Annotated in this window: 23 protein-coding genes; 20 read left to right on the top strand and 3 right to left on the bottom strand. The window is 68.8% G+C overall.

Going from position 1 to position 21,337, the window contains the following annotated elements; all coding sequences use genetic code 11:
• From lysA to prmC, 7 genes are all read left to right on the top strand, one after another.
• Positions 1–1,315: diaminopimelate decarboxylase (gene lysA / locus WBL06_RS06610; protein ID WP_424455187.1), on the top strand; the 1,315-nt coding region annotated here is incomplete at its 5' end.
• The gene (locus tag WBL06_RS06605) at positions 1,312–2,631 is read left to right on the top strand and encodes a homoserine dehydrogenase (protein ID WP_424455186.1); all 1,320 of its coding nucleotides are present in this window, start codon (positions 1,312–1,314) and stop codon (positions 2,629–2,631) included. The genes lysA and WBL06_RS06605, both read left to right, overlap by 4 nt.
• A gap of 4 nt (positions 2,632–2,635) precedes the next feature.
• Positions 2,636–3,715 carry a threonine synthase gene (thrC, locus tag WBL06_RS06600; RefSeq protein WP_424455185.1) on the top strand — a complete coding sequence of 360 codons (1,080 nt, stop codon included), beginning with the start codon at positions 2,636–2,638 and terminating at the stop codon, positions 3,713–3,715.
• Positions 3,716–3,726: 11 nt separating this feature from the next.
• Positions 3,727–4,671: a homoserine kinase gene (gene thrB / locus WBL06_RS06595; RefSeq protein ID WP_424455184.1), complete on the top strand. Its 945-nt coding sequence runs from the start codon at positions 3,727–3,729 to the stop codon at positions 4,669–4,671.
• Between the two features lie 151 nt (positions 4,672–4,822).
• Complete coding sequence (gene rho / locus WBL06_RS06590) at positions 4,823–6,640, top strand: transcription termination factor Rho (RefSeq protein WP_424455183.1); 1,818 nt, start codon at positions 4,823–4,825, stop codon at positions 6,638–6,640.
• A 20-nt stretch (positions 6,641–6,660) separates the two neighbouring features.
• Positions 6,661–7,743, top strand: coding sequence for a peptide chain release factor 1 (gene prfA / locus WBL06_RS06585; RefSeq protein WP_424455182.1), 1,083 nt, complete (start codon positions 6,661–6,663; stop codon positions 7,741–7,743).
• Positions 7,744–7,768: 25 nt separating this feature from the next.
• Entirely contained in the window at positions 7,769–8,608 is an 840-nt protein-coding gene (gene prmC, locus WBL06_RS06580; RefSeq protein ID WP_424455188.1) for a peptide chain release factor N(5)-glutamine methyltransferase, read from the top strand.
• A 98-nt stretch (positions 8,609–8,706) separates the two neighbouring features.
• On the opposite strand, the gene WBL06_RS06575 is transcribed toward prmC, so the two are convergent.
• On the bottom strand, positions 8,707–9,336 hold the full coding sequence (locus tag WBL06_RS06575; protein WP_424455181.1) for an HAD-IA family hydrolase: 630 nt from the start codon (positions 9,334–9,336) through the stop codon (positions 8,707–8,709).
• Positions 9,337–9,407: 71 nt separating this feature from the next.
• Between WBL06_RS06575 and WBL06_RS06570 the strand changes: the two genes are divergently transcribed.
• The 13 genes from WBL06_RS06570 (at position 9,408) to WBL06_RS06510 (ending at position 20,081) form a co-directional block, all read left to right on the top strand.
• Complete coding sequence (locus tag WBL06_RS06570; RefSeq protein ID WP_424455180.1) at positions 9,408–10,085, top strand: L-threonylcarbamoyladenylate synthase; 678 nt, start codon at positions 9,408–9,410, stop codon at positions 10,083–10,085.
• On the top strand, positions 10,076–11,362 hold the full coding sequence (locus WBL06_RS06565) for an MraY family glycosyltransferase (protein WP_424455179.1): 1,287 nt from the start codon (positions 10,076–10,078) through the stop codon (positions 11,360–11,362). The genes WBL06_RS06570 and WBL06_RS06565 overlap by 10 nt, the downstream gene beginning before the upstream one ends.
• Positions 11,359–11,814 carry a hypothetical protein gene (locus tag WBL06_RS06560; RefSeq protein WP_424455178.1) on the top strand — a complete coding sequence of 152 codons (456 nt, stop codon included), beginning with the start codon at positions 11,359–11,361 and terminating at the stop codon, positions 11,812–11,814. The genes WBL06_RS06565 and WBL06_RS06560 overlap by 4 nt, the downstream gene beginning before the upstream one ends.
• A gap of 99 nt (positions 11,815–11,913) precedes the next feature.
• Positions 11,914–12,708 (top strand): F0F1 ATP synthase subunit A, encoded by a 795-nt coding sequence (atpB, locus tag WBL06_RS06555; RefSeq protein ID WP_424455177.1) that lies wholly within the window; start codon positions 11,914–11,916, stop codon positions 12,706–12,708.
• Positions 12,709–12,750: 42 nt separating this feature from the next.
• Entirely contained in the window at positions 12,751–12,981 is a 231-nt protein-coding gene (gene atpE, locus WBL06_RS06550; protein ID WP_424455176.1) for a F0F1 ATP synthase subunit C, read from the top strand.
• A 30-nt stretch (positions 12,982–13,011) separates the two neighbouring features.
• The gene (locus WBL06_RS06545; RefSeq protein ID WP_424455175.1) at positions 13,012–13,581 is read left to right on the top strand and encodes a F0F1 ATP synthase subunit B; all 570 of its coding nucleotides are present in this window, start codon (positions 13,012–13,014) and stop codon (positions 13,579–13,581) included.
• A complete protein-coding gene (locus WBL06_RS06540) occupies positions 13,581–14,369 on the top strand; it encodes a F0F1 ATP synthase subunit delta (protein ID WP_424455174.1) in 789 nt (262 codons plus the stop codon). The genes WBL06_RS06545 and WBL06_RS06540 overlap by 1 nt, the downstream gene beginning before the upstream one ends.
• A 34-nt stretch (positions 14,370–14,403) precedes the next feature.
• Positions 14,404–16,041: a F0F1 ATP synthase subunit alpha gene (gene atpA, locus WBL06_RS06535; RefSeq protein ID WP_424455173.1), complete on the top strand. Its 1,638-nt coding sequence runs from the start codon at positions 14,404–14,406 to the stop codon at positions 16,039–16,041.
• A gap of 18 nt (positions 16,042–16,059) precedes the next feature.
• Positions 16,060–16,956, top strand: coding sequence for a F0F1 ATP synthase subunit gamma (locus tag WBL06_RS06530; protein ID WP_424455172.1), 897 nt, complete (start codon positions 16,060–16,062; stop codon positions 16,954–16,956).
• Positions 16,957–16,984: 28 nt separating this feature from the next.
• Positions 16,985–18,487, top strand: coding sequence for a F0F1 ATP synthase subunit beta (gene atpD / locus WBL06_RS06525; RefSeq protein WP_424455171.1), 1,503 nt, complete (start codon positions 16,985–16,987; stop codon positions 18,485–18,487).
• A 2-nt stretch (positions 18,488–18,489) separates the two neighbouring features.
• A complete protein-coding gene (locus tag WBL06_RS06520; RefSeq protein WP_424455170.1) occupies positions 18,490–18,762 on the top strand; it encodes a F0F1 ATP synthase subunit epsilon in 273 nt (90 codons plus the stop codon).
• A gap of 53 nt (positions 18,763–18,815) precedes the next feature.
• Positions 18,816–19,325, top strand: coding sequence for an AAA family ATPase (locus WBL06_RS06515; protein ID WP_424455169.1), 510 nt, complete (start codon positions 18,816–18,818; stop codon positions 19,323–19,325).
• Between the two features lie 12 nt (positions 19,326–19,337).
• Complete coding sequence (locus tag WBL06_RS06510; protein WP_424455168.1) at positions 19,338–20,081, top strand: YaaA family protein; 744 nt, start codon at positions 19,338–19,340, stop codon at positions 20,079–20,081.
• Here the strand turns inward: WBL06_RS06510 and WBL06_RS06505 are convergent.
• Positions 20,078–20,662: a DNA-3-methyladenine glycosylase I gene (locus WBL06_RS06505; protein WP_424455167.1), complete on the bottom strand. Its 585-nt coding sequence runs from the start codon at positions 20,660–20,662 to the stop codon at positions 20,078–20,080. The two genes, WBL06_RS06510 and WBL06_RS06505, sit on opposite strands and share 4 nt — an antisense overlap.
• A complete protein-coding gene (locus WBL06_RS06500; RefSeq protein WP_424455166.1) occupies positions 20,659–21,249 on the bottom strand; it encodes a methylated-DNA--[protein]-cysteine S-methyltransferase in 591 nt (196 codons plus the stop codon). Before WBL06_RS06500 ends, WBL06_RS06505 begins: the two co-directional genes overlap by 4 nt.
• Between the last annotated feature and the right edge of the window lie 88 nt (positions 21,250–21,337).

Genomic DNA, 21,337 nt, shown 5'->3' with positions numbered 1-21,337 from the left:
GCCGGCCTCGGCCGCCCGCGGCGACGACGGCGCGATCCGCGTCGCCGGCGCCTCGCTGACCGATCTCGCCGCCGAGTTCGGCACCCCGCTGTTCGTCGTCGACGAGGCCGAAGCGCGCTCCCGGGCGGTTGCGGTGCGCGAGGCCTTCGACGCCGCGTTCGCCGCCGTCGGTTCGAGCGTCCACGTCTATTACGCGGGTAAGGCCTTCCTCTGCACGACGGTCGCCCGCTGGATGGTCGACGAGGGGCTGCGCATCGATGTCGCGAGTGGCGGAGAGCTCGCCGTCGCCCTGGCTGCCGGAGTCGACCCCGCCCTGCTCGGATTCCACGGAAACAACAAGAGCCTCGCCGAGATCGACCGAGCGGTCGCACTCGGCGTGGGCGCGATCGTTCTCGACAGCGTCGTCGAGATCGATCGCGTTGCCGTCGCCGCCGAACGTCACGGTCGAGTCCAGACGGTGCTGCTGCGGATCAACAGCGGCGTGCACGCCTCGACTCACGAGTACCTCGCGACGGCCCGCGAAGACCAGAAGTTCGGCATCCCTCTCGCGGAAGCAGCGGATGCCGTGGCCGCCATCCGCGCGCACCCCGAGTTGCGATTCCTCGGGCTGCACTCGCACATCGGGTCGCAGATCTTCGAGTCGGCCGGCTTCGCGGAGGCCGCGCGGCGGTTGCTCGCCGTGCATGCCGAACTGCTCGCCGGCGGCGAGGTGCCCGAACTCAACCTCGGCGGCGGGTTCGGCATCGCCTACACGAGCGCCGATGTCGTCACCCCGATCGGGCAGATCGCCGCCGACTTCGCCCGCGTCGTATCGACCGAGTGCGCCGCCCTGGGCATCCCGGTGCCGATCGTCGCGATCGAGCCCGGCCGCGTGATCATCGGGCCGTCGACCGTCACGGTCTACGAGGTCGGCACGACGAAGGATGTCGTCGTCGATGGCGCGGACGTGCGCAAGTACGTGAGCGTCGACGGCGGCATGAGCGACAACGTCCGCCCCGCCCTCTACGGCGCCGACTACACCGTGCGCATCGCCAACCGCTCATCGGATGCCGACGCGAGTCTCGTGCGCATCGCCGGCAAGCACTGCGAGTCGGGCGACATCGTCGTGCACGCCGACTACCTGCCGGGCGACGTGACCCCCGGAGACCTCGTGGCCGTTCCCGCGACGGGCGCCTACTGCTGGTCGCTCGCGAGCAACTACAACTATCTCGGCCGCCCCGCGGTCGTCGCCGTATGTGACGGCGCGGCCCGCGTCATCGTGCGGCGCGAAACCGAAGCCGACCTGCTCTCCCGAGACGCCGGAGTGACCCCATGATCGAGTACCGCAACATCCGCATCGCCCTGCTCGGTGCGGGATCCGTCGGCGCCCAGGTGGCCTCGCTGTTGCTCGAACACGGCAACGAACTCAGCGAGCGCGTCGGGGCTGGGCTGGAACTCGTGGGGGTCGCCGTGCGCGACCTCGACGCCGCCCGGTCGGCCGAGATCCCCGCGCACCTGCTCACCACCGATGCCCGGTCGCTCATCCTCGGCGCCGACATCGTCGTCGAACTCATGGGTGGTCTCGAACCCGCCCGCGAGTACCTCGTGCTCGCCCTCAACTCGGGTGCCGACGTCATCACCGCCAATAAGGCGCTGTTGGCCACCCACGGCCCCGAGCTGTTCGACATCGCCGAGCAGGTCGGCGCGCAGCTCTACTACGAGGCCGCAGTGGGCGGGGCGATCCCGATCATCCGGCCGCTGCGCGACAGCCTCGCGGGCGACCGGGTGCAGCGCATCCTCGGCATCGTCAACGGCACGACCAACTACATCCTCGATCGCATGGACACCGGCGGCGACCCCTTCGACGAGGTGCTCGCCGACGCGCAGCGGCTCGGGTACGCCGAGGCCGACCCGACGGCGGATGTCGAGGGCTACGACGCGGCGCAGAAGGCGGCGATCCTCGCCAGCCTCGCCTTCCACACCACGGTGCCGCTCGCGGCGGTGTACCGCGAGGGCATCGGCTCGATCACCACCCAGCAAGTCACCGCGGCTCGCAAGGCCGGGTTCGTCGTGAAGTTGCTCGCGGTGTGCGAACGCGTCGTCGACCCCGAAACCGGGGTGGAAGGCGTCAGCGCCCGCGTGCATCCGGCCCTCGTGCCGCTCGACCACCCACTCGCCGCGGTGCACGGGGCCAACAACGCGGTGTTCCTCGAAGCCGAAGCGGCCGGCAGCCTGATGTTCTACGGCGCCGGCGCCGGGGGAGTCCAGACCGCCTCCGCCGTGCTCGGCGACGTCGTCTCGGCCGCCCGCCGCCACGTGATCGGCGGTCCGGGGGTCGCCGAGTCGACGCACGCCAACCTGCCGGTGTTGCCGATCTCGAGCGTGCGCACCCGCTACCGCATCACCCTCGAGGTCGCCGACAAGCCCGGCGTGCTCGCCGCGATCGCGACCCTGTTCGCCGAACACGGGGTGTCGGTCGAAGCCGTGCAGCAAGACGCCCGGCCGGATTCGGCCGAGCAGAACCCCACCGCTACCCTGGTGATCGGCACCCACCAGGCGACCGAGGCTGCGCTCGCCGCGACCGTCTCCGCCCTGGAATCCACCGACGTCGTGACCGCGGTGTCCAGCGTGTTGAGAGTAGAAGGACTTTAAAGTCATGGCCCATCAGTGGCGTGGAGTGCTCCACGAATACCGCGACCGTCTCGACGTGACCGACGCGACGCCGATCGTCACCCTCGGCGAGGGCGGCACGCCGCTCATCGCCGCACCGGCGCTCTCCGACCGCACCGGCGCGAAGGTGTGGGTCAAGTACGAGGGCATGAACCCGACCGGGTCGTTCAAAGACCGCGGGATGACGATGGCCGTCACAAAGGCGAAGGAGCACGGCGCCCAAGCGGTCATCTGCGCCTCCACGGGCAACACCTCGGCCTCGGCGGCGGCGTACGCGACCTACGGCGGCCTGACCGCCGCGGTGCTCGTGCCCGACGGCAAGATCGCGATGGGCAAGCTCGCGCAGGCGATCGCCCACGGCGCCGAACTGCTGCAGGTGCGCGGCAACTTCGACGACTGCCTCGACATCGCGCGCGAACTCGCCGCCCACTACCCGGTACACCTGGTCAACTCCGTCAACAACGACCGCATCGAGGGCCAGAAGACGGCGGCCTTCGAGGTCGTCGAGGTGCTGGGGGATGCCCCCGACTTCCACTTCATCCCGGTCGGCAACGCCGGCAACTACACGGCCTACACCCGCGGCTACTCCGAAGACCTCGCCGCCGGGCGCGTCACCAAGCTGCCGCGGATGTTCGGTTTCCAAGCCTCGGGGTCGGCGCCGATGGTCACCGGCGAGGTCGTCAAGAATCCGGAGACCATCGCGAGCGCGATCCGCATCGGCAACCCGGCGTCGTGGGAACTCGCGCTCGCCGCGCGGGAACTCACCGACGGCTACTTCGGCGCGATCGATGACGACGTCATCCTCGACGCGCACCGCATCCTGTCGCGGGACGTCGGCGTCTTCGTCGAGCCCGCGTCCGCGATCAGCGTCGCCGGGCTGCTCGAACGCGCGGAGGCGGGGCAGATCCCGAAGGGCTCGACGGTCGTGCTGACCGTCACCGGCCACGGCCTGAAAGATCCGCAGTGGGCCCTCAAGACCGCCGACGGCGGCGATGTCGCGCCGACCAAGGTGGGCGTCGACGTGGCCGAGGTCGCCGGCGTGCTCGGCCTCTCGAAGAGCTCATGAGCGTGGTGGCCATGAAGTCGGTGCCGGTCGGGCGCAGTGTCGCGGTGAAGGTCCCCGCGACGACCGCCAACCTCGGCCCCGGGTTCGACACGCTCGGCCTCGCGCTGGCGCTCTACGACGAGCTCGAGTTCACGACCCGGGCGGAGCCGGGCGCGACGATCGACGTGCGCGGTGTCGGCGTCGGGGAGGTGCCGACCGACGAGTCGAGTCTCGTCATCCGCGCCGCCGCGCACACCTTCGCCCACTATGGGGTTCAGATGCCCGGCCTCGACGTCGTCGCGCACAACGGCATCCCGCACGGCCGCGGCCTGGGCTCGTCGGGCGCCGCGATCGTCGCCGGCATCATGGCGGCGAAGGGGTTGCTCGAAGGGATCGTCGAGATCGACGCCGAAGGGCTGCTCGCCCGGGCGACCGAACTCGAGGGCCACCCCGACAACGTCGCCCCCGCCCTGTTCGGCGGTCTCACGATCGCCTGGGTGACCCCCGAGGGCCCGAAGCACAAGAAGCTCATCGTGCACCGGGGGGTCTCGCCGTTCGTCGCCGTGCCCCGCGAGTCGGTGATGTCGACGGCGCTGGCCCGCAGCCTCCAGCCGGAGTCGGTGCCGCACGAAGACGCCATCTTCAATGTGAGCCGCTCGGCCCTGCTCATCGCGGCTCTCATTCAGAGCCCCGAACTGCTGCTCGCGGCGACGGAAGACAAGCTGCACCAGAGCTACCGGGCGAGCGCGATGCCCGAGACGGATGCCCTCATCCAGGTTCTGCGCGCGCACGGTCTCGCCGCCGTCGTCTCGGGGGCGGGGCCGTCGATCCTCGTGCTCGGCAGCGACCCGGCACAGCGTCTCGTGGCGACCGATCTGGTGCAGAAATCGGCGACGACCGTGTGGGATTGTCTGCTGCTCGCCGTCGATTTCAAGGGTGCTACAGTGGTACCGCACTCCACTGAGGCCGTGGCCTAGCCCAAGAAAGAGCTCGCCCCCTTCGAACGAAGTGCACTCCCATCAGGTTCTGAATCCTCCTCTCGTGCGCCTCATCTCGAGGTCATTCGAGTGGTTCGAAAGAACCGAACCCCGGAACGTTCTGTGCCCGGGTCGAAAGGAACACACCCCCTTGACTGACGTCGACACCGCCGCGACCGACCGCGCCGCATTGAGCCGCCTGAAGCTTCCCGAGCTGCAGGCCCTGGCCGCGGAGCGTGGCATCGCCGGTGCCGCCAAACTTCGAAAAGGAGAACTCGTGGACTCTCTCTCAGACACCCCCGAGGCCGAAGCGTCCGTGACCGACGCGGCCCCTGCCGCCGAGGCGCCCGTATCCGACGCGCCGGTCGCCGATGAGCCGCCCGTCGTCGCCGACGGCGACACCATCCCCGCTCGCCGCTCACGTCGGGCGACCGCGTCGACCGAAGAGGTCGCGGCGCTCGCCGTCGAGATCCCCGTCGTCGAGGCTCCCGCCGAGTCGCAGCGCTCGCGCGAAGAGATCGCCGCCGAGCTCGACAGCCTGCTGCCCGACGTGACGTCGGGGGCCGAGCCCGAGGGCGACGAGACCACCGGTCGTGGTCGCGGCCGCAACCGCAATCGCGGCGGCCGCGCCGAACAAGGCGGCACCGGTCGCCAGGGTGGCACCACGCAGAACGGCAACGCTCAGGGCGGAGCCGCACAGAACGGTCAGAACGGCCCCGCCGCCGACGATGGAGAGGGCCGCGGCCGAGGCCGCTACCGTGACCGCAAGCGCGGTCGTGGCCCGGCCCAGAACGACGAGTTCGAGCCCGAGATCAGCGACGACGATGTGCTGATCCCGGTCGCCGGCATCCTCGACGTTCTCGACAACTACGCCTTCGTGCGCACCTCGGGCTATCTCCCGGGCGCCAACGACGTCTACGTCTCGCTCGGCCAGGTGAAGAAGTACAACCTGCGCAAGGGCGACGCCGTCGTCGGCGCCATCCGCCAGCCGCGCGAGAACGAGCAGAGCCGCCAGAAGTACAACGCGATCGTCAAGATCGACTCGATCAACGGGCAAAGCGTCGAGGACGCGGCCGAGCGCATCGAGTTCGGCAAGCTCACCCCGATCTACCCCCAGGAGCGCCTGCGGCTCGAGACCAGCCCTGAGAAGCTCTCGACGCGCATCATCGACCTGATCGCTCCGATCGGCAAAGGCCAGCGCGGCCTCATCGTCGCGCCCCCGAAGGCCGGCAAGACGATCATCCTGCAGGCGATCGCCAAGGCGATCGCGGTCAACAACCCCGAGGTGCACATCATGGTGGTGCTCGTCGACGAGCGCCCCGAAGAGGTCACCGACATGCAGCGTGCGGTGAAGGGCGAGGTCATCGCCTCGACCTTCGACCGCCCGGCCGAAGACCACACCACGGTCGCCGAGCTGGCGATCGAGCGGGCCAAGCGTCTCGTCGAGCTGGGCAACGACGTCGTCGTGTTGCTCGACTCGATCACCCGTCTGGGCCGCGCGTACAACCTCGCCAGTCCGGCATCCGGTCGCATCCTCTCCGGCGGTGTCGACGCGTCGGCGCTGTACCCGCCGAAGCGCTTCTTCGGCGCCGCTCGCAACCTCGAAGGCGGCGGCTCGCTCACCATCCTGGCGACCGCGCTCGTCGAGACCGGTTCGAAGATGGACGAGGTGATCTTCGAAGAGTTCAAGGGCACCGGCAACTCCGAGCTGCGCCTCTCGCGCCAGCTCGCCGACAAGCGCATCTTCCCGGCTGTCGACATCGTCGCCTCGAGCACGCGTCGCGAAGACGAGCTGCTCACCCCGGAAGAAGTGCAGATCACCTCGCGTCTGCGGCGGTCGCTCGCGGGTCTCGACCCGCAGCAACAGCTCGAGGTCGTGCTCAGCAAGCTCAAGGACACCGCGTCGAACGTCGAGTTCTTGGTGCAGATCCAGAAGGTCATCCCGAACGGGAACGGCCACAAGGAGTAGGTTTTCTAAGGAGTTTTGGGGTGTTCGAATCGGTCGCCTCGCTGCTGGCCGAGCACGAGCAGTTGCAGCAGCAGCTCTCGGATCCGGCGATCCATGCGGATGCCGGGCGCGCCAAGAAGGTCAACCGGCGCTATGCCGAGTTGAACCAGATCGTCGCCGCCCATGCCGCCTGGCAGGCGGCCGAAGAGGATGCCGCCGCCGCCCGTGAGCTGGCGAAGGAAGACGCGGCGTTCGCCGCCGAGCTACCCGCGCTCGAAGAGCAGTTGCTCGCCGCCGCCGAGAAGCTGCGGCGCCTGCTCATCCCGCGCGACCCCGACGACGGGCGCGACGTGATCATGGAGATCAAGGGCGGCGAGGGCGGCGAGGAGTCGGCGCTGTTCGCGGCCGACCTGCTGCGCATGTACCTGCACTACGCCGAGTCCCGCGGCTGGAAGACCGAGCTACTCGAGCGCAACGAGTCCGACCTCGGCGGCTACAAAGACGTGCAGGTCGCCATCAAGTCGAATGCCACCGACCCGGCACTCGGCGTCTGGGCGTCGCTGAAGTACGAGGGCGGAGTGCACCGCGTGCAGCGGGTGCCTGCGACCGAGTCGCAGGGCCGCATCCACACCTCGACGACGGGCGTGCTCGTCTTCCCCGAGGTCGACGAGCCCGAAGAGATTGACGTCAGCCCCAACGATCTGCGCATCGACGTGTTCCGTTCGTCGGGGCCGGGCGGGCAGAGCGTCAACACGACCGACTCGGCCGTGCGCATCACCCACCTGCCTACGGGGATCGTCGTGTCGATGCAGAACGAGAAGTCGCAGATCCAGAACCGCGAGGCCGGCATGCGCGTGTTGCGCGCCCGGCTGCTCGCTCGTCAGCAGGAGGAGATCGCCGCGGCGGCCTCCGACCAGCGCAAGACGCAGATCCGCACGATGGACCGTTCGGAACGCATCCGCACCTACAACTTCCCTGAGAACCGCATCGCCGACCACCGCACCGGCTACAAGTCGTACAACCTCGACCAGGTGATGAACGGCGCCCTGCAGCCTGTCATCGACTCGTGCATCCAGGCCGACGAGGAATCCCGCCTCGCCGATCTCGCCGACACGACATCCTGACGCCGGCACCGTGAACCTCCGCGCCCTGCTCGACCACGCCGTCGCCGTGCTCACCACGGCTCGCGTGCCGTCGCCTGAGGCGGATTCCGAACTGCTCGTCGCGCACGTGCTCGGCCTGTCGCGCGGTCAGGTGCAGGCCCGCGCGGTGACCGGAACCCAGGTCGACGCCGAGCAGCGGCACGCGGTGCTCGAACTCGTCGAACGCCGTGCCGCCCGAGAGCCGCTGCAGCACCTGACCGGGGTGGCGGCTTTCCGCTCGCTCGAGTTGCGCGTGGGCCCGGGAGTGTTCGTGCCGCGTCCCGAGACCGAGCTGGTCGCCCAGGTGGCGATCGACGCCCTGCTGGCGGTTCCGGGTGGATCGCCGCGCGCCGTGGATCTCGGCACCGGCAGCGGGGCGATCGCCCTCGCCCTGGCCACCGAGGTGGCCCACGCCGAGGTGTTCGCGGTCGAGGTGTCGCCGCGCGCGTTCATCTGGGCCCGCGAGAACCTCGAACGTGTTGGTGCCAGCAATCTGCGCCTGGTATTCGCCGACTTGGGCGCCGCGTTGCCCGAACTGGACGGCACGGTGGATGTCGTCGTCTCCAACCCGCCGTACATCCCGCTCGGCGCGATCCCGCGCGACCCGGAGGTGCGGCTCCACGATCCGGAGATCGCACTCTATGGCGGACCCGACGGTCTGGATGTCGTGCGCGCCGTGTCGACGTCCGCCCGCCGACTGCTGCGCCCGGGCGGCATCCTGGTGCTCGAGCACGGCGAACTCCAGGGCGCCGACATCCGCGCCCTTCTCACCGCCGACGGCTGGAGCGCTCCCGCCACAACCCGCGACCTCCTCGGCCGCGACCGCGCGACCACCGTCCTGCGCTGACCCCCTCGGCGGCCGCGTCTTCCTCGGTGGTCGAGTAGCCCGCGAAGCGGGCGTGTCGAGACCCATCGCGCCCGGTCTCGACACGCCGACTACGTCGGCTACTCGACCACCGAGATGCGGGCCGCGGCGAAGTCTTCGATCGCCTGCAGCAGTGCGGCGGGGTCGCGGTAGAGGTGGGCGGTGATGCCGACCGAACGGGCGCCCTCGACGTTGACCGCCATGTCATCGGCGAAGAAGGTGTGCTCGGCCGGCTCGTCGTAGGCCCGCAGTACGGCCTCGAAGACCGCGGGGTCGGGTTTGCGGGCGCCGTAGTGGCTCGACGCCTTGAGATGCTCGATGCCGAACAGCGGCACGAGTTCGGGGGCGAGCGTCGGTAGGTTCTCGCCGACGAGCGGTCCGTTGTTGGTGAGCAGCGTCACCCGGCCGAAGTCGGAGGCGCGCTTCACGGCCGCGAGCGCCTCGGGCCGCGGGGTCATCGCCGAGCCGCGGTTGGCGAGCCACTCGTCGGAGGTGAGGGTGGTGCCGACCGCGGCCACCCAGTCGGCGAGGTACGAGGCGCCGTCGGGCCAGTGTCCCGCCTCGGCGGCCCATTCGCCCTCGTCGTGCCACCAGCGTCGACGCAGTTCGGCGAAGTCGTGCCCGGTCAGAGCGGCGAGCCCCGACATCCGGTGACGCCAGTCGTAGTCGTAGAGAACGTCGTCCATATCGAAGACGAAGAGCAGGCCCATGGTGCTTCCAGTCTGGTCGACGGTTGGGGACAACGCTGACACCCGGCCGGAACGCCTAGGGTGGAACGGCCATGGCTCTGTACGACACGAGCGTCCCCGACGACCTGCTGACCGGGATGCGATCCGCCCGCGTCGCGATCGGGCGCGGGGAGCTGGTGGTCATCCCGACCGACACGGTCTACGGCGTCGCGGCGGACGCGTTCTCTCCCGCCGCGGTGCGGCGGCTGCTCGAGGCGAAGGGCCGCGATCGCACGGCACCGCCACCCGTGCTCGTGCCCGGCATCCCGACCCTCGACGCGCTCACCGAGTTCGTCCCCGACGAGGTGCGGGCGCTCGTCGCGAAGTTCTGGCCCGGCGGCCTGACTGTCGTGCTCCGCGCCCGCCCGATGCTCGACTGGGACTTGGGGGAGACCCGCGGCACGGTCGCCGTGCGGATGCCGGATCAGCGCATCGCGCTCGAACTGCTCGCCGAGACGGGGCCGCTCGCGGTGTCGAGCGCCAATCGCACCGGTGAGCCCGCCGCGATGACCGCCGCCGAAGCCGAAGCGGCGCTCGGCGACAGCGTCGCGGTCTACCTCGAAGCCGGCCCGGCCGGCACCGCGTACCCCGAGGCGCTCGTCGGCACCGGATCGACGATCGTCGACGCGACGGCCCTCGAGCATCCGGACGGCAAGCTGCGCATCCTGCGCCACGGGGTCATCCCCGACGAGGCGATCGTCGAGGTCGTGGGGGCCGACCGGTGCGCATAGTCTTCTACGTCCTCGTCGCGGGCGTGTCGGGCGTGGTCACCTTCGGAGCGTCCTGGGCGATCTGGAAGCTCAGCCACAAGTACCGGCTCTACCCGCAGATCCGGGCGCGCGACGTGCACACCCGCCCGACACCGAGACTCGGCGGCATCGCACTCTTCCTGGGCATCGTCATCGCGTTCGCGGTGGGATCTCAGCTACCGGCACTCGCGCTCATTTATGCGCAGCCGCAGCAGGTGCTCGCGGTTCTCGCAGCCGCCCTGCTCATCGTGCTGATCGGGGTCGCTGACGACATCTGGGATCTCGACTGGTTCACCAAGCTGGCGGGCCAGGTCATGGTGGCCGGGCTATTGGCCTGGCAGGGCGTGCAGATCGCCTGGATTCCCCTCCCCGGCACTGTCGCTCCGCTGTCGCCGTACATGTCGCTGCTCGTCACGGTCTTTCTCATCGTGCTGGTGATGAACGCGGTGAACTTCATCGACGGCCTCGACGGACTCGTGGCGGGTGTCGCGGTGATCGCCAGCGCCGCGTTCTTCGTCTACGGCTACATCGTCTCGTATGGTCCGACGGAGCAGAGCAACTACTTCAACCTGGCGCAGTTCATCACCGCCGCCCTCATCGGCGGATGCGCCGGCTTCCTGCCCTGGAACTGGCGGCGCGGCGACGCCCGACCCGCACGCCTGTTCATGGGCGACGGCGGGGCATTGCTCGTCGGTCTGTTGATGGCGACGTCGACAGTCGCGCTCGCCGGTCGAAGCGTTCCCGCGAGCACCAGCCAGGGACTGGTGGCGCTCCTCCCGGTCATCCTGCCCCTCGCGGTGCTGATCGTGCCGCTCGCCGACTTCACGCTTGCGATCCTGCGTCGCATGCGCGCCGGCAAGTCGCCGTTCAGCGCCGACCGCAACCACCTGCACCACCGGCTGCTCGACATGGGGCACTCGCACGTGCACGCGGTGATCATCTTCTACGCCTGGACCGCCGTCGCGTCGGTCGGCATGCTGCTCTTCCTGATCCCCGGGCGCGGCCTGCTGATCGGCGGCATGGTGATGCTCGTCGGGTTCGTCGTCTGCACCATCGTCACGCTGGCGCCGCTCAGTCGGCGCAAGGCGGCAGAGGCGGCGGTGCAGAGCGCACCGGCCGAACTGGCAGAGGATGCCGGGGTCGCCGGGTTCGACCCGCTCGACGCCGCGTCGGAGGCGAGCGAGGCCGGCACGGAGCACACTTCGGCGGAGGCCGCGGAGGCGATCGAGCGGCTGCACGAGAAAGAGGCATCTTCGTGACCGTTGCCCACCTCATGACCCGAGCGCTGCGCTACGGCGCCATCGTGGCGGTCGCCGTGGCGGTCGTCGCCGGCACGATCGGCTGGTTCACCTCTGGGCTTCCCGGCCTGCTCGGCGGGCTGTTCGGCGCGGCGCTCTCGGCGGTTTTTCTCGGGTTGACCGCAGTCAGCATCCTCGTCGCCGGGCGGGTGACGCGAGGCGATGCCACCAACCCGGTGTTCTTCGCCATCGTGCTCGGCGTCTGGGTGCTGAAGTTCGTCGTTTTCGTCGTCGCGGCGATCCTCATACGCGCCTGGGATGCCGTCGATCCGGTCGTCTTCTTCTGGGCGGTCATCGCGGCGGTGGTCGGCACTCTCGGCGGTGACGTCGTCGCCATGGCCCGCACCCGCGTCCCGTACGTCAGCGACGTCCAGCTGCCCGGCGACCCCGCCAGAGGCCACTCAATTCCTTGATAGGGTAGTGGCGACCTTCCCCCCACAAATCGCCCGCGTTGTCGCGCCCGATTCAGGAGAAAGCCCCTGTTAGCTGCAATCCTCGCTCCGATCCTTCCGATGGCGGAGTGCCCCCCGGGCGAGTTCTGTGGGCCGTCGGTGGAAGAGTTCTTCCCCGAGCCGATTCTGTTCATCGGCACCCCGTTCGAGATGAACCGCATCCTGCTCATCCGCATGCTCGTGGTCGTCGTGCTCGCGGTCATCTTCTGGGTGGCGACGCGCAACCTCAAGGTCGTTCCGACCAAGGGCCAGGTGGTCTTCGAGACCATCACCGGCTTCGTGCGCAACAACATCATCATCGAGACCCTCGGCGAGAAGGACGGCCGGCGGTTCATGCCGCTGCTGTTCACGATCTTCTTCTTGACACTCGGCTTGAACATCACCGGCACGATTCCCGGGCTTCAGATCGCCAGCACCGGTCTCATCGGGCAGGCCCTCATCATGGCCCTCGTCGCCTACTTCACGTTCATCTATGCCGGCATGCGGCGCCACGGGTTCAGGTTCTTCAAGAACGCGACCGTGCTTCCGGGCGTTCCGATCCTCATCGTGCCGGTCATCGCGATCCTCGAGACCCTGTCGACCTTCATCATCCGGCCGATCACGCTGACCCTGCGACTCACCATGAACATGGTGGCGGGGCACATGCTGCTCGTGCTGTGCTTTCTCGCGACGAACTTCTTCTTCGTGACGGTGCTCGTCGAGCAGGGCAACCCGCTCGGGCTCCTCGGCATCGGCACCTTCGCCTTCGGCATCGCCTTCACCGCGCTCGAGATCTTCGTCGCCGCGCTTCAGGCCTTCGTCTTCACGATCCTCACCGCCATCTACATCCAGTTGGCGTTGGCCGACGAGCACTAGAGCTCGTCGAACGTTTCTGCCCCACCTCGAAAGGAAATCCCTGTGAACATCGTCGGACAGCTCGCCCCGCTTGCTTTCGGTCTCGCCGCTATCGGCTCCGGTGTCGGCGTCGGCATCATCGTCGGCAAGACGATCGAGTCGGTCGCCCGCCAGCCTGAGATGGCCGGTCGCCTCCAGACCCTCATGTGGATCGGTATCGCCCTCACCGAAGCTCTCGCCTTCATCGCCATCGGTGTCGCCTTCATCCCGTTCCCCGCGCCCGTCGCACCGTAAGTTGCGTCACCTAGAACCGAAGGAGTCCGGATGCTGATCGCATTCGCCGTCCTCGCAGTCGACCCGGAGGGGGAGGAGGCGACGCAGTCTCTGCTTCTCCCCGCGCTTCCCGACCTGATTTGGGGGTCGCTCGCCTTCGCGCTGATCGTCGGCCTCATGCTCTGGAGGTTCGTGCCGCGCATCAACACTGCACTCGACGCTCGCGTCGACGCCATCGAGGGCGGCATCAAGCGCGCCGACGAGGCGCAGGCCGAGGCCAAGGCAGCGCGGGACAAGTACCTGGCGCAGCTCGCCGAGGTGCGTACCGAAGCCGGTCGCATCCGCGAGGAGGCTCGCGAAGACGCCAAGCAGATCCGTGCCGGGCTCGTCGAGCAGGCGCAGGCCGACGCCGCCCGCATCGTCGCGAACGCCCAGGTGCAGATCGAAGCCGAGCGGGCAGCCGCTCTCGCGTCGTTGCGCACCGAGGTCGGCTCGCTCGCGCTCGACCTCGCGTCGGGCGTCATCGGTGAGTCGTTGACCGACGACAAGAAGGCCGCCGGCATCGTCGACCGCTTCTTGGTCGACCTCGCCGCGTCCGAGAAGGCGCAGGCTGGTCGCTGATGGGTTCCGCTTCCCGCGCCGCGCTCGCTGCGGCCGTCACCGCTCTCGCCGGAGAGAAGGGCGTCACGCTCGCCACCGGCGAACAGCTGTTGTCGGCCGGGCGTGACATCGCGGGCTCACCGCAGCTGCGATCGCTGCTCGTGGACCCGTCGATCGAACCGGCCGAGAAGTCGAGGCTCATCGGAAAGATCTTCAGCAGTCTCGACGCGGCAACCGCGCGACTGCTGGTGGGTCTCACCACGGCTCGCTGGTCGGATTCCGACGAGCTGATCGACGGCATCGAGCAGATCGGCATCCGGGCGATCGCCGCGGCGTCGCCGGACGCCGCGATCGAGTCGGAGCTGTTCGCGTTCGCGCGGGCGGTGACGAGCGACAACGAGCTGGAGCTCGCGGTCGGCAGCACCCTGAGCGACCCGCTTCAGAAGGCGGCACTCGTCGAGCGACTGCTCGGCGGCAAGGCGAATCCGGCGACGGTGTCGATCGCGCGCCACCTCGTGCAGAGCCCGCGGGGCCGCCGTATCGGCGAGCTGTTGCAGTCGGCGGCCGAAACGGTGGCGGATGCCTCCGGCGGCATCGTCGCGACGGTCACGGCCGCAGCGCCGCTCTCCGCCGCGCAGCTCGAGAAGCTGACCTCCACTCTGACGACGCAGTATGGGCGCGAGCCGCGCATCGCCCTGCGCATCGACCCGACCGTCATCGGCGGCCTGCGGGTGCAGATCGGCGAAGACGTCATCGACGGCACCGTCGCCTCCCGCCTCGCCGACCTCCGACTCCAACTCGCCGGCTGACCCGGCACACACGACCCCTTCCAAAGGAAACCCCATGGCAGACATCACCATCTCTCCCGACGAGATCCGCAGCGCCCTCAAAGACTTCGTCGCCGGCTACCAGCCGTCGGGCGCGCAGAAGACCGAGGTCGGCACGGTCGTCGACGCCGCAGACGGCATCGCCCACGTCGAGGGTCTCCCTGGCGCGATGGCGAACGAGCTGCTGCGCTTCGCCGACGGCACCCTCGGCCTCGCGCTGAACCTCGATGAGAACGAGATCGGCGTGATCGTGCTCGGTGAGTTCACCGGCATCGAAGAAGGCATGGAGGTCACCCGCACGGGCGAGGTGCTCTCGGTTCCCGTCGGCGACGCCTACCTCGGCCGCGTGGTCGACCCGCTCGGCACCCCGATCGACGGTCTGGGCGAGATCACGAGCGAGACCCGTCGCGCCCTCGAGCTGCAGGCGCCGGGCGTCATGTCCCGCAAGAGCGTGCACGAACCGATGCAGACCGGCATCAAGGCGATCGACGCGATGATCCCGATCGGCCGGGGCCAGCGCCAGCTCATCATCGGCGACCGTCAGACCGGCAAGACCGCTATCGCGATCGACACGATCATCAACCAGAAGGCCAACTGGGACTCCGGTGACACCGCCAAGCAGGTGCGCTGCATCTACGTCGCCATCGGCCAGAAGGGCTCGACGATCGCGGCCGTGAAGGGCGCGCTGGAAGACGCCGGCGCGATGGAGTACACGACGATCGTCGCGGCTCCGGCATCCGACCCCGCGGGCTTCAAGTACCTCGCCCCGTACACCGGCTCGGCCATCGGCCAGCACTGGATGTACGCCGGCAAGCACGTGCTGATCATCTTCGACGACCTGACGAAGCAGGCCGAGGCCTACCGCGCCGTGTCGCTGCTGCTGCGCCGCCCGCCGGGACGCGAGGCCTACCCGGGTGACGTCTTCTACCTGCACTCCCGTCTGCTCGAGCGTTGCGCCAAGCTCTCCGACGAGCTGGGCGCCGGCTCGATGACCGGCCTGCCGATCATCGAGACCAAGGCCAACGACGTCTCGGCCTACATCCCGACCAACGTGATCTCGATCACCGACGGCCAGATCTTCCTGCAGTCCGACCTCTTCAACTCCAACCAGCGCCCCGCGGTCGACGTCGGCATCTCGGTGTCGCGCGTCGGAGGGGATGCCCAGGTGAAGAGCATCAAGAAGGTGTCGGGAACGCTGAAGCTCGAGCTGGCCCAATACCGCTCGCTCGAGGCGTTCGCGATGTTCGCCTCCGACCTCGACGCCACCTCACGGCGTCAGCTCGCCCGCGGCGCGCGCCTGACGGAGCTGCTGCGTCAGCCGCAGTACTCGCCGTACCCGGTCGAGGAGCAGGTCGTCTCGATCTGGGCCGGAACCAACGGCCACCTCGACGAGGTGCCGGTGCCCGACGTGCTGCGGTTCGAGCGCGAGCTGCTCGACTCGCTCGGTCGCAACACGAAGATCCTCGACAAGCTTCGCGACACCAACGTGCTCGACGACGACACGGTCGTCGAGCTGGAGAAGGCTGTCGAGAAGTTCAAGGGCGAGTTCCAGACCGGCGACGGCCGCACGCTGCACGACCCCGGTTCCGAGCAGTTCGACGAGATCCCCCTGGATGACATCAACCAGGAAAAGATCGTCAAGAGTCGCCGGTAAGAGCTAGATAGAAGCGATATGGGAGCCCAGCTGAGGGTCTACCGGCAGAAGATCCGGACGGCCCAGACCACCAAGAAGATCACTCGCGCCATGGAGCTGATCTCGGCGTCGCGCATCCAGAAGGCGCAGCAGCGCGTTCAGGCCTCGGCGCCGTACGCGCGCGCCGTGACGCGCGCCGTCTCGGCGGTCGCGACCTACTCCAACGTCAAGCACGTGCTCACGACCGAGCCCGAGAACCCGACGCGGGCCGCGATCGTGCTGTTCACCTCCGACCGCGGTCTCGCGGGTGCGTTCAACTCGCAGGCCATCCGCGAGGCGAGCGAGCTGCGCACGCGCCTCGAGGCCGAGGGCAAAGAGGTCGTGCACTACCTGGTCGGCCGCAAGGCGGTCGCGTACTTCGCGTTCCGCCGCCGCGCATCCGAGCAGATCTGGACCGGCGGCACCGACAGCCCGGAGTTCGACACCGCCAAGGAGATCGCCGCGGCGATCGTCGAGAAGTTCGAGCAGCCGACGGCCGAGGGCGGCGTCGACGAGATCCACATCGTCTACAACCGGTTCGTCTCGATGCTCGTCCAGGATCCCGAGACGGTGCGCCTGTTGCCGCTCGAGGTCGTCGAAGGCGTCGAGGAGCCCGAGGCCGAGCACGTCGCGTTGCCGCTCTACGAGTTCGAGCCCGACGCGAACGACGTGCTCGATGCGCTGCTTCCGGTCTACATCGAGAGCCGCATCTTCAACGCCATGCTGCAGTCGGCCGCTGCGAAGCACGCCGCCACCCAGAAGGCGATGAAGTCGGCGAGCGACAACGCCGACAAGCTCATCAAGGACTACACCCGACTGGCGAACAACGCGCGCCAGTCCGAGATCACCCAACAGATTTCCGAGATCGTCGGCGGCGCCGACGCCCTCGTGAAGTAACGAAGAAGCTCCAGGAAGAGGACGAGAGATGGCTACAGCCACCAAGAAGGCCGACACGAAGAAGGATGCGCCCGTGCAGCACGCCAGCGGCGGTCGCGCGACGCAGGCTGCCGGCGGCGTCGGACGCATCGCGCGGGTCACCGGGCCGGTCGTCGACATCGAGTTCCCGCACGACGCGATCCCCGAGATCTACAACGCGCTGCAGACCGAGATCACCCTCGCCGGCGAGACGGTGACGCTGACCCTCGAGGTCGCGCAGCATCTCGGCGACGACCTCGTGCGGGCGATCGCCCTCAAGCCGACCGATGGTCTGGTGCGCGGCCAGGAGGTGCGCGACTCGGGCAACCCGATCTCGGTGCCCGTCGGCGACGTCACCAAGGGCAAGGTGTTCAACGTCATCGGCGAGGTGCTCAACGCAGCCCCCGGAGAGAAGATCGAGATCACCGAGCGCTGGCCGATCCACCGTCGGCCCCCGGCCTTCGACCAGCTCGAGAGCAAGACCCAGCTGTTCGAGACCGGCATCAAGGTCATCGACCTCCTCACGCCGTACGTGCAGGGTGGAAAGATCGGCCTCTTCGGTGGTGCCGGTGTCGGCAAGACCGTTCTCATCCAGGAGATGATCTACCGCGTCGCTGCCAACCACGGTGGTGTGTCGGTGTTCGCCGGTGTCGGTGAGCGCACCCGTGAGGGCAACGACCTCATCCACGAGATGGAGGAGGCGGGCGTCTTCGACAAGACGGCCCTCGTCTTCGGCCAGATGGACGAGCCGCCGGGAACACGTCTGCGTGTTGCGCTGTCGGCGTTGACGATGGCGGAGTACTTCCGCGACGTTCAGAAGCAAGACGTTCTGTTGTTCATCGACAACATCTTCCGCTTCACGCAGGCCGGCTCCGAGGTCTCGACCCTGCTCGGCCGCATGCCGTCCGCGGTGGGCTACCAGCCGAACCTCGCCGACGAGATGGGCATCCTGCAGGAGCGCATCACCTCGACGCGTGGTCACTCGATCACCTCGCTGCAGGCGATCTACGTGCCCGCCGACGACTACACCGACCCGGCACCGGCCACCACGTTCGCGCACCTCGACGCGACGACGGAACTCTCGCGTGAGATCGCAAGCCGCGGCCTCTACCCGGCCGTCGACCCGCTGTCGTCGACCTCCCGCATCCTCGACCCGCGCTACTTGGGTGAAGACCACTACCGCGTCGCGACCGCCGTCAAGGCGATCCTGCAGAAGAATAAGGAGCTCCAGGAGATCATCGCCATCCTCGGTGTCGACGAGCTCTCCGAGGAAGACAAGATCACGGTGTCGCGCGCGCGCCGCATCCAGCAGTTCCTCTCGCAGAACACCTACATGGCGACCAAGTTCACCGGCGTCGAAGGTTCCACCGTTCCGCTCAAGGAGACGGTCGAGTCCTTCGACGCGATCGTCAAGGGCGAGTTCGACCACGTCGCGGAGCAGGCGTTCTTCAACGTCGGCGGCATCGACATGGTCGAAGAGCAGTGGGCGAAGATCCAGAAGCAGAACGGCTGATCATGGCGGAGCCCAAGTCACTGGCTGTCAGCGTCGTCGCGGCCGACCACGAGGTGTGGTCGGGCGAGGCGCGGCAGGTCGTGGCGCGCACGACGATCGGTGAGATCGGCATTCTCGCCGGTCACGAGCCGGTGTTGGGCATTCTCGCCTCGGGCGAGGTGCGGGTGACACTGCTCGACGGCTCGGTCGTGACCGCGAGTGCCGAAGACGGGTTCCTGTCGGTGCAGAATGACAAGGTGACGATCGTCGCCGGCACCGCCAGTCTCGTTTCCTGACACCCGACTCGTCTCCAGTCGTTCTGCCCGGGGGAGGGCGCATGCTCATCGTGATGGCCGGCTTGCCCGGCACCGGCAAGAGCGCCGTCGCGGAAGCCTCGGCGGCGGCGCTCGGTCTGCCCGTGGTGTCGGTCGATCCGATCGAGTCGGCGATCCTCTCCGCGGGGATCCACGCCGACCAGCCGACTGGGCTCGCCGCCTATCTGGTCGCCGAGACGATCGCCGAGGCGGTCATCGCGAGCGTCGGCGGGGTGATCGTCGACGCCGTCAACGCGGTGGAGCCGGCGCGTGAGCAGTGGCTGAAGCTCGCCGCTCGTCGCGGCATCCCGATCCGCTTCGTCGAGGTCGTCTGCTCCGACGAGGGCGTGCACCGTGCCCGCCTCGAAGCCCGGGGGCGCCAGCTCGCCCACATCGCCGAACCCACCTGGCATGCGGTCGAGCAGAGCCTCGACGAGTGGGAGCCGTGGGGCGGCGACTCGGGGGCGGTGCCGCGCATCACTGTCGACTCAGTGCACCCGGTGCCGGTGCTCGTCGAGCAGCTCGTCGCCTTCGTGCGGGCTTAGTGCGCGGGCCTGGTGCTCATCCTCCTTCCGCCGTCCGAGACGAAGCGCCACGGCGGTGACGGTCCGCCGCTCGACCTCGCCACGCTCTCGTTTCCCGAGCTGACGACGGCTCGTCGTCAGGCGCTCGCGGGGCTGAAGGCGCTGTCGCGCAACCTGGCGGCCGCGGCGGGCATGTTGCGGCTCGGCCCGTCGAGTGCGACGGAGGCGGCGCGCAATCGGGTCGTCAACACGTCGCCGACGATGGCGGCGATCGACAGGTACGACGGGGTGCTCTTCGACGAGTTGGATGCCGCGTCGCTTCCCGCGAGTGCGCGCCGTTTCGCCGCCGAGCACGTCGCGATCGGCTCCGCCTTATTCGGGCTGAGCGGCGCGCTCGACCCGATCCCGGGGTACCGCTTGTCGCACGACTCCCGCGTACCCGGTATCAGCCTCGGCAAGATCTGGCGCCCCCCGCTCACGGCGTTGTTCGCCGAGCGGGAGGGCCTCATCCTCGATCTGCGCTCCGAAGGCTACGCCGCACTCGGCCCCGCCCCCGATCGGCGCGACTCGGTGTACGTCCGGGTGGTGAGTGAAGGGGGAGACGGCCGCAAACGAGCGCTCACCCACTTCAACAAGAAGGGGAAGGGCGCCTTCGCCCGCCGGCTGTTGCTCGCCGAGATCGATCATCCCGATGTCGCGTCACTGCTCGGCTGGGCCGCGGCCGAAGGCATTCGTCTCGAGCCCGGCGCACCCGGGGAGCTCGACCTCGTCGTCTAACTCGCGCGCCAGCACTCGGCGAGGTGATCATCGACGAGTCCCGCCGACTGCATGAGGGCGTACATCGTCGTCGGCCCGACGAACCGGAAGCCGAGCCTGCGCAGCGCGGCACTGAGCGCCTCGGACTCGGGCGTAACTGCGGGGATGTCGGCCCAGGTCTGCGGACGGGGACGCTGCTCGGGCGCGAAGCCCCAGATGACCTCGTCGAGGGCGCCCGGGGAGTTTCGCACCAGCTCTGCGGTCACCCGCGCGTTGCCGATCGTGGCGAGCACCTTCGCGCGATTGCGGATGATGCGCTCGTCGGCCATCAGGCGCGCGACGTCGTCATCGTCGTAGGCCGCGATGCGATCGAACTCGAATCCGTGGAACGCCTCCCGGAAGCCCGGTCGCCGGCGCAGGATCGTGATCCACGACAGCCCCGCCTGGAAACCCTCCAGACAGATCTTCTCGAACAGCGGCCGATCGCCGTGCAGCGGGGTTCCCCATTCGTCGTCGTGATACCGGCGGTAGGCGGGATCGACTCCGATCCAGCCGCACCGCGGCTTGCCGTCGTCTCCGACGAGGATCTCGGGTCGGGTCACGCGGCGCCCGCACGCGAGGCGGAACTCCCGGCGCCCGCCTCGGCGAGCCCGGCCTCGACATCGAACAGCGGCACCGCCTCGTAGCCCCGGGGAACCCGATGCTCGATGCCTTCGTGAGCGAGCAACCACGACTTCGTCGGGATGCCCTCACCGCCGCTGTAGCCCGTGATCGTTCCATCGCTGCCGAGCACCCGGTGGCAGGGCACGATGATCGGGACGGGATTCGCCCCGACCGCGCCGCCGACCGCTCGCCCCGCGGTCGCCCGCCCGGTGCCACGGCCGAGGTCGCCGTACGACACGACCTCGCCCCACTCGAGGTCGACGAGCTGCTGCCAGACGGAGCGTTGGAAGGCGGTGCCGGCGAGCTTCACCGGCACGTCGAAGTCGTGACGTCGTCCGGCGAAGTACTGCTCGAGCTGCAGCGCCGCGCGGTCGAGAACCTCGTCGGAGAGCTCCGGGAGGTCGTCATGGGGCAGCGATCCGTCGCGTTCGATCGAGAGAGCGGTCACCGCGGTGCCGTCGCCGACGATCTCGATGCGCCCGATCGGACTGTCGATGCGGCGCAGGGCCGCAGGCGTGGTGGTCATGCGTCGAGCGTAGACGCCGCCCCCGACCGCCAGTCGCGGGAATCGGACATCGTGAACAACAGGAGTCGCCAGCAACCTGAGGAGGACG

Origin of the sequence: Pseudolysinimonas sp. (assembly GCF_049651805.1) — a bacterium.
In the GTDB taxonomy this organism is placed as follows: domain Bacteria; phylum Actinomycetota; class Actinomycetes; order Actinomycetales; family Microbacteriaceae; genus Pseudolysinimonas_A.
This window is presented reverse-complemented; position numbering and strand designations above follow the sequence as displayed.